Here is a 12,879-nt window from a genome sequence, read left to right as displayed (position 1 = left end):
TTAACCAATTTTTCTAGCAAATTTATTTACTACAGTGAATCTCTTCATTTCTTCTGCTCCAGTAATATAAAAAGGACCACTACGCAACCATGCATGAGCAATCATATTTCCGTTCTCATCCTTCGCAGTTCCTAAATATAATGTACTCTCCATTTGTCGTCTCTCTAGCATTTTCATTCCAGCAATTGCCCTTACAAGACACTTACTTTCCCAAAAGGTATGACGGCTCATAATATGTATTGCTTCGGAAATATCTCTCAATACAAATTTATTAGACTCATTATAACTTAAAGATGTTTCATTCATAGGAACACCTAATGTAGGAGCAATCTTAGAGAATGGCCTACCTTTAAGAATACGAGCCCACCCCAAATAAATATAAGCCTCTATAAATAAAGACATTGTTTTCATATCTAGTGAAAGAAACGTTCGCATCTTTTTTATACTATTCATACACACTTCCCTACTTCTTATCTAGGATAAAATACTAGATTACTCGGCTGTCCCGTCTACGATTTCAACCAAAGCTTCATCTAACAAGAGTTCCAAAAAAGAAATAACTTGCTTTTCACATGTAGACTGATCAATCTCATATTCTTGCATTAATTCAGTAACCACTTTCGTAACCGATATGGGTTTCTCTATAAGCGCCCAAATAGTTCCACCTACTGCACCTAGATTGTAGTATTTCCCATTAGAAATACTTAACATTACTTTTTCTCCATCCATATCACTTACTATATTCCCTGGGACTTGTGCAATAAATTGATTTAATAAAATATCCTGTTTTTTCGACATCACTTATTCTCCTTTTTTTACAGTGTTTATTACTAGGTCTACTAGTTGCGGAGCACTAAATCCAGACAACGGTCGACATAATCGATAAACAGCAAGGTTGTTTATCATATTTGTAGAAATATGAAAGTGCCAGTCCATTAATCCTAAGCGTGGAATAAGAAAATTACGATAAGTTTGACGGAAAATGGTATGTAAACGCTCAAGTTTTTCTATTGGTTGTAATTCAACCATTTCATTCTCTGTCTTTACTAATTCAAATACACCTGCAAGTGGTACTGGCTTAGAAAAATAATGAGAAGAAACTGGAACACTGTATTTATTTTCTCTACCATATATTGATTTATATTGACTTTTATCCATACCAAAATTATCAAGACTTTCTTGCCATAACTTTTGCTGCGGATATGATGGTGTTACGATAGGAACATTATCATTAGAAAGAGATACAGGTATTACATCATCACTTAGAAGTTTATATCCTTTCTTCATGAACGCCGAAGCTAACGTCGACTTTCCAGCACCTGACTCACCTACAAAAGCATATGCTTTCCCATCAATTACTACAGCACTGCCATGCAGTGGAAGTATTTTTTTTTGCATCAATATTACACCCATACATGTTCCAAGAATATAGAGCCTCACCAAACTATCATCTGCACCATCGAGCGGGCAAACTGCTATCCTTTTTCCCGCTTGAGCGGAAAAAAAGCCCACATCAGGAACATAAAACATCACTTGATTATCTTTAACAACATGTTTAAATGGTGTATCTACTAATTCAGAGGAAAAACTTAACATATTATCAATTTGAATTTCAATGTCTATTGAAACCTCTTGTTCATTTATTCGATGTAATTCCGGCAAAGGAATCTCACTTGAAATTTTGAAATCAAAGGCTTTATACATTACCTTTTTTTCAGTTTCTAGCATTATTTTCACCCCAATATATCCATGGTTAAATTAAAGACCTTTATACAATATAAAAGTATAAAGGTCTTTTTAGCATATACGAACTTAAAAATAAGAACATTTTACATATTTTCATAGATATACATTCAGCAAGATAAATTGTATATGCTAATCCTTACTCAGCTAGTAAAACGGTTCCAAGTATCAGGATTTTTTGGATCAACAGGGTGACCAGGGTTGTATGCTTCATCAGTATATGGACCATAAACTGTTGAAGCCATTGTCATGTTAACATCAAGTACTTCTAATACAGGTTGTTGCCATTCCTTTTTCATATTCTCACCTCCTTTCAAGTAAATTGTTGAATAAATCGATAAACAATTAAGCTACGCATTAAAATCTTATAATCAGGATCGATTGCACGTTCTGAAAGTGGCCCCTCTTTAGCTTTTAGAAGAGCTCGATTTATTACTTCACCATCTAAAAATTCTAAAGCTTTTTGGTCTGTACTCATTCGCTCTAACTCTTCTATAAACATATTCCAGTGCGGGCTCATTCGATGAACCCAATCCGCTCCTTGTACACCCTGAATATTTTGATTTAATCGTACTTTATCAGGCAAATACTTTTCGGTAGATCTACGAATCAACGCACGATCCACACCGTTTTGTACATATTGCTCTTCTGGTACAGATAAACAATAACGAATCACACGTATGTCATTACTTGGATCGCGTTTCCATAATGAGTAATTCAATGATAATTTCGTTGCCACTGTATTACTTGCATTCCAATAAAACAACTCTTCAAAATGGCTTTTTCTTTGTTCAAATAAGTTCGTTGTAGAAGCCCATTCCGCTTCATCAATGCCATTTTCTCTAAGTTTATTAAACACATCCATCTTTTTCGCAAAATCTGGATTTATTATCATCGGAAATGTATACGGCGCACCTGATGAAAGCGCTTTATCAATAGACGGAAATGCCAATCTCGCAATGTATGGTAACCTCCGTAATCTAGCTCCACCTACATTTTTACTATATTGATGCAGTTCTTGACCTAGGCGAATCCACTTTAGCCTTTTTAAAAGAAGAGCATAATAATCCAGAGCTGATCCCCATGATATAGATAGATTTCCTCTTCCACCATTTAAAAGGACTCCAACTTCTTCCTTGTATCCTTCCTCAAACATACCTTTCAGCCAAAAAGAATTCTCAAAGAATTTATATGGCATCTCCATTATTTCGAGAAAATCCGTTATTTCAGAAAAAGGATCTCTTCCCTTAAAATCTAAATAATTATCTTTTATACCTCCTACATGTCGTACCGTTTCTTTAATAAGCGGTCGCTCATCCGGCATTAAATGTTTAGGTGTAAAATCCTCGAAATCATTTGGTGGTATGTAGCTAAATGTATGTAATGGTTTGTTTTCTTCACGTAAAGCTTTGGCAGCAAAGCTCACAATAGAACCCGAATCCAATCCTCCACTTAACTGTGCTCCAACTTGTCGGTAAGTTCGTAATCGGGATGTAACAGCCTTTTGAAAAACATCTTGAAATGCTTCTACATATTCTTCATTTGACTTTAAGCGTAGCTTTCTTTCTGAAACTAACGTACAATATCTAGAAAGCGTTACTTTATTCCCAACTACTGTAATGCTATGTGATGGTGGTACTTGTTCTATATTTTTATAAGGCGTTATAGTAGTATCGGCTACATCGACAATTCCACATATCGCCAAGTATTCAGCAAGCCACTGTTCATTTAATTGCTTTTGTACATAAGGTAATGATAGCAATGGTTGTATCGTCGTACAAAAAGCGAATTGCTGTTGATTACAACAATAATATAGCGTTCGGCCCCCAGAAAAGTCCCTTGCTCCAAATAATTTATGATTTTTTTCATCCCAAATCATAAAAGCAAAATCGCCTACCAAATATTTAGGGCTTTCTTCCCCCCATTTTTGATAGGAGAGCAAAATCAACTGACTATCTGTTATCCTTTTCCTATCAACATAATCAACTTGCAACCTCTCAAATAACTCCTCACGATTGTCGATAATAGCATCTGCTGTAATTGCCAATTTTCTTTCATTATCATAAAAGGGCAATTGTTCACCAACGGACTCTGGTGTGATCCATTGTGCATGACAGCCGAGGAAAACGTTTTCTTTGTGCCATATTTGAATATCATTAGCAGGATATTTTTGCAAATCCTTCATTAATCTAATACCATATTCAATTGGTATAGACTCATTGTTAAAATGTAAAATTCCAGTTATAGCACTCATTTTTTCCTCCCGTTATGCAACAAATAAGTAAAATCCAATCGGATAAAGTGACACGGTTATCAAAGAGGTTTTCTTCACCTATTTTCTCTGAATTTCTCAGAATCTGAAGGTAAAGGTTTCCGACCGTTAATACAGGATAAATTTCCGCCAGTTTATAATGAATCTTTATATCATTAATTCCATTCATTCTCTTTAAAGAACAATCCTATATTATTTTACAAAAATGACAGATAAGATCTGCGAATTGATTCTATACATATAATTTTTTTACATCACCATTTTGTTCTATAAAAAGAACAAAATGGTGATGTGAATTATTATCCCATTATACAATATCATTATAATAACAAGAATTTTTCAGTTTAAAAAGTTTTTTTTCTTAAAGTTATTTTATAGAGAATATTTATTTAAAAAGTATATTTTATCCATTTTTCAACCGTTTATATACAAGCTGAATTAAGATTATACATTTTACTATTTAAATAATTATATTTCTTTAAAGAAAACATTTAAGTTAATTTCTGTTCTGTATAACGAACTTGTTTTTATTTTATATAATGATATTCAGTTTGTAAATATCTTTTTATAAAATTTGAAATAAATTTAGTTAAAGCGACCTTCTTTCCGCCTTTTTCTTTGTAATTTAAACGATTATGATTTTTTTGGTTATTCAGAATATTTAGTTGTTTATCTCTTACATAATTTTTAGTCGATCTTCAAGATGTGAGGTATTACTGTCACGTTTTATAAAAACGCTTTCATTTTTAGATGAAATAAAACATATTATATATAGTTATCTGAATGATGGAGGTGAAAAGATAATTAGAATGCCACTGTTAACATCGTTACATACGTTGTGCAAAACATATGTACACCAACAACAAGTTTGTGTAATCATGGGGGTATTCTTCATTTCTCTATAAAGTCAGCACATTAGAAAATGAAGAGACATTAATCTTTGTATGTACAATTTCTAAATGAAGCTACATTACTTAACATATTGCATACTTTCTCTGCCTAATTTACCCCTGAATTCTGCCATTTAATAAAATCGATTAATATTTTATAATCCCCGAGCTTTTCTTTATTAATCCCTGCCTTTTTTAATTCATAAACAAAATCAACCCACTCTTTTTCAATCTGCTGTATTGTTTCTGTATTTGCATTCATTTCGAGTAATGTATTAAGATCTGCTTCTAATACTAATCCTATCTTTTCTAGCACCTGGATAGACGGATTCTGATTTATACTTCTTTCAATATTGCTTAAATAAGATTTTGAAATTCCAGCCTTCTCTGCTAATTCGGATAAAGTAAGTCCCCTTTTCTTTCGAATTTGATAAATATTTCTCCCAATCATCCGTTTACAGTCCCCCTTTATAAATGTTTCTTAGCCCTATTTTCTGCATCATATAATTCTCTATACAGGAAACGATAGAAATTCATTGTGACTTTATAACATGCAGATCATGTTGTTCTTCCTAGTTTTAACTAAGTATGTGACAGAAACAGGCCCTCCGATTTTATACATGGTCAGATGCTACCTCTCCCTTAAAAGAAACTTTCATGTTCATTTATCAATTAGTATTTATATATTCCTTACAATATCATTAAATCATAATAATCGAAATGTTTAAAGGTTAGTAATACAAAAAATTTACATATTATTCATTTCTTTGCACCTATACCATTTAATGAGGAGGTGCGATTCAGCACTATGTTTTCACTTTTAATACGTTCATATAAAAAGTGAAAGAGAATTTTCCATATAGTTATGTATACTTATAACTATATTCTCTATAGGGATTGCCTTGATATTCAATTAAAAGAAAAGTTCTATAAAAAATGTACATACCATAAAAAATAAAGTGAAACTTTAATCAGTGGGGGCTTTCTTCATCCCCCACTGATTATTAGTTGAACCAATCGGGCGCATGCCAGCAGTTTATCTCCCGCCTAACTTCTTCAGAAAAACGGAAGCGGCTCGCTCAGAATCGCAGGACGTTGGAGCACCCGACAGGGAGGCGCTTTTTGCCTCGTCCGAGGGGGCGAAACGACCGGAGATTCTAGTCGCTAGAGCTGGGCAACGCTTTTACTGAATTTTGAGGCGGGAGTATTACTGCCCGTTAATGCGGGATAAATCCATCTACTTCTTATCATATTTAAGCTTCTATCAAGTAAAAAAAGCCTTCTGAATTTACACATTTCATTCAGAAGACTCTTTCATTTTATAAAATATTTTTAATGCATTGAATAACCTTTTGTTGATCCGTCTCTGTCATGTTTGAACTAGAAGGAAGGCATATACCTGTTTTAAATAATTGTTCAGACACATTGTGATTTTCACTATGAGAATAATATTTCACTCCTTCAAAAACCGGTTGCATATGAAGGGGCTTCCACACAGGACGAGATTCGATATTCTCTTCGGCTAGTGCCTCCAATAACGTTTGAATAGATATCCCTGTTTCTTTTTCATCAATCGTTAAAGTTGTGAGCCAACGATTTGAATGAGTATTTTCTAATTCAGGCATAAAAGAAAATCCTTGTATATTAAATAATTCTTGGTAATATCGTTCAAATATTAATCTTCTAGCCTTCACTCTATCTTCTAACACCTCTAATTGAGCTCTTCCAATGCCAGCTAATATATTACTCATTCGATAATTATATCCCATCTCGCTATGCTGATAATGAGGTGCTACATCCCTTGCTTGAGTTGCAAAAAATCGCGCTTTCTCTAGCGCCTGGGCGTCATCAGAAATAAGCATTCCTCCACCAGAGGTTGTAATAATTTTGTTTCCATTAAATGAATAAATACCAAATTTTCCAAATGTACCACTAGCTTTTCCTTTATATGTAGAACCTAAAGATTCTGCTGCATCCTCAATAATAGGAACATTATATCGATTTGCTAGAGAACAGATTTCATCCATTTTTGCACTCTGTCCATATAAGTTAACTGTGATAATAGCTTTTGGCATTTTGTCTTCTTTTTGAGCATCAATTAACGCACGTTCTAAGGCCTGTGGCGACATATTCCATGTTTCTGGCTCTGAATCGATAAAGATTGGTTCTGCCCCTACGTAAACAATTGGATTAGCACTTGCTATGAAAGTAAGACTTGAGCAAAATACTTTATCTCCTTTTTGAACCCCTAATAACCGAAGAGCTAAATGAATAGCTGCAGTACCAGAACTAACTGCCGCTGCATCTTTCACTCCAACAAATGATGCGAGTTCTTTTTCAAAAGCGTCTACGTTTGGACCAAGAGGAGCAATCCAGTTTGTATCAAATGCATCTTGAATATATTTTTGTTCGTTACCACTCATGTGTGGAGTAGAGAGATAGATTCGTTTTTTCTGCTGTGTTATTACCATTTTTTTCACTCCTATTAGTTCAATTACTTTATTACTTTGGCAGGAATTCCAACGGCTGTACAATTAGAGGGAATGTCCTCTATAACAACCGCTCCCGCTCCAATAACCGACCATTCCCCAATTTTAACACTTGGAATTAAAGTAGCCGCTGCCCCTATATGTGTCCCTTCTCCGATAGTGACAGAGCCTGTAAGTGTGGCATGTGGAGAAATATGGACAAAATCACCTAGTACATTGTCATGTTCAACAACAGAACCCGTATTGATAATAGCATGATTACCAATTTGGGTATCAGCATTAATCACTGCCTGAGGCATAACAACTGTACCGTTTCCTATCTTAGCATTCGGACTTATAACGGCTGTTTTATGTATTAACGTGACATAATAATTGTCAGGAAGGTCCAATTTTTCGGAAATTTTTTTTCTAACTTTATTATTTCCTATTGCAATAACAAATTTTGCTTGATTAATTTTGTTAATCATTTCATATGCACTTGAAATCGGGCCGCAAAAAATATGATCTACTATAGTTAAATCTTTATATTGATCATCTAAATATCCAACGATTTCAAATCCCTTGTTTGACAAAATAATATCCTTTATAACTTTACTGTGACCACCTTGTCCAATCATTATAATTTTCATTTGTTATCTTCTCTCACAGTCTAATTCATCCCTCTAAAACGTTCTATTGTTACATGACCATCCTGATTTATTCCTTCTGATTTAAACACTTTTATTATTGTAAGAAATAATATTTTCATATCAAATAAAAAAGATTGATTATTTACATACCATACATCTAATTTAAATTTTTCTTCCCAGGTAATTGCGTTCCTCCCATTCACTTGTGCCCAGCCAGTAATTCCAGGTTTTACATCATGTCTTTTAGCTTGTTCACTAGTATATAAAGGTAAGTATTCCATTAACAATGGTCTCGGTCCTACTAAACTTATATCACCTTTCACAACATTTATTAATTGTGGCAATTCATCTAAACTATATTTCCTAAGAAACTTCCCAAAAGTAGTTAATCTCACTTGATCAGACAAGAGCTTCCCCTTATCATCTCTTTCATCAGTCATTGTGCGAAATTTGTAAACATGAAACGGTTTGCCATATAGTCCTGGACGTTGTTGTTTAAATATGATAGGTGATCCTAACTTCAATCTAACCAAAACGGCTACTACAAGAACGACAAAGGATAAGCATAATAACAAAAACAAAGAAATCAATAAATCAAAAGTTCGCTTCATTAATAATCATACTCCTATCCAAGATTTTTGCGAGCACCTTTTCACAGATCAATAGTATGAAAGGCTTTCGTTATATATAAACCTTTTTGATTTTTCAACATATAAATTGCCGCTATGCAGAAAAATAGAACCTATACTCATTTTCTCTCTTTTGTTTCAATTTGAATGTATCAGAAAAAGTGCTGATCACATCTACACATGACCAGATTCTATTTCATTTAAAAGAACGGTTTTATGTCAATTTTCAATTCGTATTTATATAAATTTCATTTCACAATAAATCTTAGAATCAATTTTTTATCTCTATTTATTTTTTAGATTTATAAATTATTTTGATGTATTCATAATCGAAATAAGGTATTGTTTAATTTCTTCTATTAAACGTTTTACTTCCACATTGTTTGACTCTTCACCTTTCATGTATATATACATGAGTATCTCTTTAAATTGCTGCTCAGTTATTCTTTCAGAAATGTTCATGTTTAAACCCTCTTTCGATAAATCTGTTTCCATATACAAATTCTTGCTATTTTAATTGAAATTTGTATTATTTTCTACTCTATTACCAAAAAATTTTTACTCACTTACATCCCTTTTAATATATAATTTTATTCCTCATAACCATTTGGATTATTAAATTGCCATCTCCATGAATCTTCACACATTTCTTCAATCCCTCTATTAGCACACCATCCTAACTCTAATTTAGCTTTTGCTGCATTCGCATAACAAATAGCTACATCACCCGGACGACGATCTGCAATTTTATAAGGAATTTTCCTACCGGATGCTTTTTCAAACGCAGTGGCCATCTCCAATACACTATAACCACATCCTGTTCCCAAATTATATGCTTCTACCCCTTGAGATTTCGATATCTTTTCAAGTGCTTTTAAATGTCCCATCGCAAGATCTGCAACATGTATATAATCCCTCACAGCTGTACCATCTTGTGTTGAATAGTCATTCCCGAAAACACTTAATTGACTTAGCTTTCCAACGGCCACTTGCGTAATATACGGAATAAGATTATTTGGAATGCCTTTTGGATCCTCTCCAATTCGCCCGCTTTTATGTGCTCCAATTGGATTGAAATAACGTAAAAGAGCAATGCTCCATTCATGATCAGACACATACAGATCATGTAATATTTCTTCAATTATTTGTTTTGTGCGCCCATAAGGATTCGTTGCCTTAAGTGAAAAATCCTCGGAAATCGGTACTTGTTCTACCATTCCATATACTGTTGCTGAAGAACTAAAGACCATATTCTTTACACCATGCTTTTTCATGACTTCACATAGTACAAGAGTGCCTGTAATATTATTATGATAATACCAAAGTGGTAACGTAACTGACTCTCCTACCGCCTTTAATCCTGCAAAATGAATAACCGCATCAATCTGATTTTCACCAAAAATGCGATCTAACCTCTCTTTATCTAATATATCTGCTTGATAAAATGTGAAATCTTTTCCTGTAATTTCACGAACACGTTTTAAAGCTTCTGGTTTACTATTTGAAAAATTGTCAACTACAATTATCTCATACCCCGCATTTAATAATTCTACACACGTATGAGTTCCGATATACCCTGCTCCGCCTGTTACTAAAATTTTCATATATTTTTCCTCCTTGTTATCAATATCCTTCTCCATACATTTTTTATTGAAAAGTGTTTAACTTTTACATTAGGTATAAAAAAACATCCCAGTTCGTTGTTGTATAATAACGAATTGAGATGATTTTTTAGTTTTGTTTCTTACTGACTAAACAAGCGATCTAAAACAATACATAAAATCTACAATTAATTAATAACCGTATTATCTACCAACCTAGTACTTGTATTTATATCAGTAGATACATTGTTAAATACACACCGTGCTATCGTTACCGCTTTGTCCTTCGTTAACCACCGCAAGCTAACTACTGTGTCTTCTAAATAACTATGTGCAATAACGGTAACTGTAGAACTATCTGATTTCTTGATAATTGAGTTTAAAAATGTACTGCGATTATTTACAACGTTTCCTTCAAAATTTATGCCCACGTTTTGAAATAAGCAGTTGTCGGCATTTATTTTCCTCGTATATTGGACATTATTAGAACCAAGTGATATATCTCCACCCATTCGACTAGTTTTTGCTCTTAAGAACTTGCCGTTACTTAAATTACAACATTCTATATCTGCAGCACCTTCTATCAAAGTTAATCCTTCTACTGTGATAGGTCGTCCGGCATAATTAGCAGGTGGCTTGATGTTAATGTCATAGTTCTTGACGATAATGTTCTTAAGAACCCCTCCTGTCAAAAGTACTGAGAAGTTTTGTGCTACAGTATTATCGCTTCGCCACTCTCTTTCAATAGTAATATCTGAGATATAGCATCTGCCATAATCATATCTACTTATATTGAATCCCACTTTTCCTGCATCTGTTATCGCTACTGATGGTCCATTTAATGTTTCAGACACTTGAAAACTCGTCGGTGTTACATTTACCGTATAATACAGCTTATCTACACTAATCCCAGTGGGAACTTTTCCAACCCATTGTTCGAAACATATCTTTGCACCATTTCCCATTCCATGCGGTGAACTATAAGTAAATGTCCTAGTAGTGACATTTATAGCAGGAGTTCCAAAGTAGCCATAAATACTCGAAGCGGAAAATGAGCCATTCTTTATTTGACAATTTGTAACGACCGCTCCCCTAATATCTTGTAACTTTATATTTCCGTTATTACAAACTATTCCATCGACAAAGTTATCTCCTTTAACAGTGAGTTCACATCCAATAAAAGTGTTATTGAGATATTTAATATACCAGTTATTCTGATATGAACTCACCCCACCAACATTAGAACCTTCAAATATGTTATTTTCTATAACTACATGAATACCATCAACGTTTACAAAATGCCCACGCGCATTGTTATAAATGTAATTATTATAAATATAAATTCTAGTGTTCAATTCAAGTCCTGATTGATTTAGTTCAGGTCGCCATGTTGGTATATTACTTTCAGACCACAAAGACTCAATATCTATGCCAAACATTGGGGCAGTTCCATCCACTGTAACGCCATCATCAGCCTTACCAATAAGGTAGATTTTGTTATCAAAAATGTAGGTATCATTTGAACTACCAAGAGTAATACCTTGTCTTCTGCAGTTGTGGATATCGCAGTTATGAATGTAAATATGCGATCCCATTTGTTCTTGCGTATAGTCAGCTGGATTCGATTTATATTCTAACCAGCCTGTGGAAACGGCATCGCCAGTACAATCACTTATTTCTACATGATCGATTTCAACTTGACTTGAACCTTTTATTTCTATCCCTTGTCCCCACTCATGTGTATAGTTCTGACTATCAACTTTTGCACTAATTTTTGCAATTTGAGCATCACTCATAGGTGATGATGTGATATCAATAACAAATATCATCTTATTGGCATCTTCTATCGGAGCAAACCAACCTCTTCCTGTTGGAGAAGTTGGAGCAAATTGTCCGTTTGTTCTGACTCCGACTAACGTACTAGTTGAAATGGTATCTTTATATTGATAAAAACTATATCCCGTTGCAATTACTTCAGGAATAGACCATAATCTAAAAGATTTTAGTAGTCCTGGATTTTCATACCGATCTACTATCTCACTACGGATAAAGTTCGGATTATTATTTAATGACCCGTCAGAGTTTACACCTCCCCTAACAAACTTTACACCTATTTGATATATATGCTCCTTTTTGTCTCCGACTATTTTCCCACCAGAAATCCTAACATTTTTATTGCCTTTAACGTCAAATATTCTATACCAGGGGGATGAGTTCGCTTCTAGCTGTAATACGCATCCATCAGCCATTTCAAAATGCATATTACTTTGCATAACAATACACGAAAATGATGTACTATCAATCTTTAACTTATATGTGCCAGATGGTAATATAACATGATTATACCCTTGAGACTTTGCCCAAATTACTGCTTGATTTATACCTAGTGTAGTAGAAACAGAATTCGTCCCATCATTTTTAATACTCCATCTATCTAGTTCTATTACATATACAACACTTGTGGCATTATCTGCGCTTGAAATTGAAAGCTTTTTAGGAATCCACTTTGATTTAACATCATCATAAGTTAATACATCACCATGGGCAGGAGACATATTTGTTAAATCAACATCACTCATATCCCCAAGATTAGCGTTTAAATAACTTGTCATATATTTACACCCTT

General features: G+C 33.8%; 12 protein-coding genes. All 12 read right to left on the bottom strand.

The features are described from left to right. A complete protein-coding gene (locus tag BM211_RS14510) occupies positions 1-453 on the bottom strand; it encodes a lasso peptide biosynthesis B2 protein (protein ID WP_035436935.1) in 453 nt (150 codons plus the stop codon). 39 nt (positions 454-492) lie between these two features. Beyond that, positions 493-798 (bottom strand): lasso peptide biosynthesis PqqD family chaperone, encoded by a 306-nt coding sequence (locus BM211_RS14505; RefSeq protein WP_051957385.1) that lies wholly within the window; start codon positions 796-798, stop codon positions 493-495. Between the two features lie 3 nt (positions 799-801). Next, complete coding sequence (locus BM211_RS14500; protein WP_035436932.1) at positions 802-1,728, bottom strand: phosphoenolpyruvate carboxykinase (ATP); 927 nt, start codon at positions 1,726-1,728, stop codon at positions 802-804. Between the two features lie 158 nt (positions 1,729-1,886). Then, positions 1,887-2,042: a paeninodin family lasso peptide gene (locus BM211_RS26025; protein WP_141771646.1), complete on the bottom strand. Its 156-nt coding sequence runs from the start codon at positions 2,040-2,042 to the stop codon at positions 1,887-1,889. 14 nt (positions 2,043-2,056) lie between these two features. Next, positions 2,057-3,997: a lasso peptide isopeptide bond-forming cyclase gene (locus BM211_RS14495; RefSeq protein ID WP_035436929.1), complete on the bottom strand. Its 1,941-nt coding sequence runs from the start codon at positions 3,995-3,997 to the stop codon at positions 2,057-2,059. Between the two features lie 1,017 nt (positions 3,998-5,014). Beyond that, positions 5,015-5,356, bottom strand: a complete 342-nt coding sequence (locus BM211_RS14490; RefSeq protein WP_035436928.1) for a helix-turn-helix domain-containing protein — start codon at positions 5,354-5,356, stop codon at positions 5,015-5,017. Positions 5,357-6,224: 868 nt separating this feature from the next. Beyond that, positions 6,225-7,376 carry a DegT/DnrJ/EryC1/StrS family aminotransferase gene (locus BM211_RS14485; protein WP_035436926.1) on the bottom strand — a complete coding sequence of 384 codons (1,152 nt, stop codon included), beginning with the start codon at positions 7,374-7,376 and terminating at the stop codon, positions 6,225-6,227. A 23-nt stretch (positions 7,377-7,399) separates the two neighbouring features. Beyond that, a complete protein-coding gene (locus BM211_RS14480) occupies positions 7,400-8,023 on the bottom strand; it encodes an acetyltransferase (RefSeq protein WP_035436924.1) in 624 nt (207 codons plus the stop codon). Positions 8,024-8,043: 20 nt separating this feature from the next. Next, positions 8,044-8,634, bottom strand: a complete 591-nt coding sequence (locus tag BM211_RS14475; RefSeq protein ID WP_035436921.1) for a sugar transferase — start codon at positions 8,632-8,634, stop codon at positions 8,044-8,046. A 327-nt stretch (positions 8,635-8,961) separates the two neighbouring features. Beyond that, a complete protein-coding gene (locus BM211_RS26500; protein WP_156107972.1) occupies positions 8,962-9,114 on the bottom strand; it encodes a YwzD family small protein in 153 nt (50 codons plus the stop codon). Between the two features lie 128 nt (positions 9,115-9,242). Next, positions 9,243-10,256 carry a UDP-glucose 4-epimerase GalE gene (gene galE, locus BM211_RS14470; protein WP_035436918.1) on the bottom strand — a complete coding sequence of 338 codons (1,014 nt, stop codon included), beginning with the start codon at positions 10,254-10,256 and terminating at the stop codon, positions 9,243-9,245. Positions 10,257-10,441: 185 nt separating this feature from the next. After that, positions 10,442-12,865, bottom strand: coding sequence for a right-handed parallel beta-helix repeat-containing protein (locus BM211_RS14465; RefSeq protein WP_035436916.1), 2,424 nt, complete (start codon positions 12,863-12,865; stop codon positions 10,442-10,444). Positions 12,866-12,879: the final 14 nt, after the last annotated feature.

Origin of the sequence: Bacillus sp. 491mf (assembly GCF_900112415.1) — a bacterium.
Taxonomy (GTDB): Bacteria; Bacillota; Bacilli; order Bacillales; family Bacillaceae_G; genus Bacillus_A.
This window is presented reverse-complemented; position numbering and strand designations above follow the sequence as displayed.

Bases quoted from the DNA above. Each gene is read 5' to 3' on its own strand.
- BM211_RS14505 (WP_051957385.1), bottom strand. From the start codon at position 798: ATGTCGAAAAAACAGGATATTTTATTAAATCAATTTATTGCACAAGTC.
- BM211_RS14490 (WP_035436928.1), bottom strand. From the start codon at position 5,356: ATGATTGGGAGAAATATTTATCAAATTCGAAAGAAAAGGGGACTTACT.
- galE (WP_035436918.1), bottom strand. From the start codon at position 10,256: ATGAAAATTTTAGTAACAGGCGGAGCAGGGTATATCGGAACTCATACG.
- BM211_RS14465 (WP_035436916.1), bottom strand. From the start codon at position 12,865: ATGACAAGTTATTTAAACGCTAATCTTGGGGATATGAGTGATGTTGAT.
- BM211_RS14485 (WP_035436926.1), bottom strand. From the start codon at position 7,376: ATGGTAATAACACAGCAGAAAAAACGAATCTATCTCTCTACTCCACAC.
- BM211_RS14510 (WP_035436935.1), bottom strand. From the start codon at position 453: ATGAATAGTATAAAAAAGATGCGAACGTTTCTTTCACTAGATATGAAA.
- BM211_RS26025 (WP_141771646.1), bottom strand. From the start codon at position 2,042: ATGAAAAAGGAATGGCAACAACCTGTATTAGAAGTACTTGATGTTAAC.
- BM211_RS14500 (WP_035436932.1), bottom strand. From the start codon at position 1,728: ATGCTAGAAACTGAAAAAAAGGTAATGTATAAAGCCTTTGATTTCAAA.
- BM211_RS14495 (WP_035436929.1), bottom strand. From the start codon at position 3,997: ATGAGTGCTATAACTGGAATTTTACATTTTAACAATGAGTCTATACCA.
- BM211_RS14480 (WP_035436924.1), bottom strand. From the start codon at position 8,023: ATGAAAATTATAATGATTGGACAAGGTGGTCACAGTAAAGTTATAAAG.
- BM211_RS26500 (WP_156107972.1), bottom strand. From the start codon at position 9,114: ATGAACATTTCTGAAAGAATAACTGAGCAGCAATTTAAAGAGATACTC.
- BM211_RS14475 (WP_035436921.1), bottom strand. From the start codon at position 8,634: ATGAAGCGAACTTTTGATTTATTGATTTCTTTGTTTTTGTTATTATGC.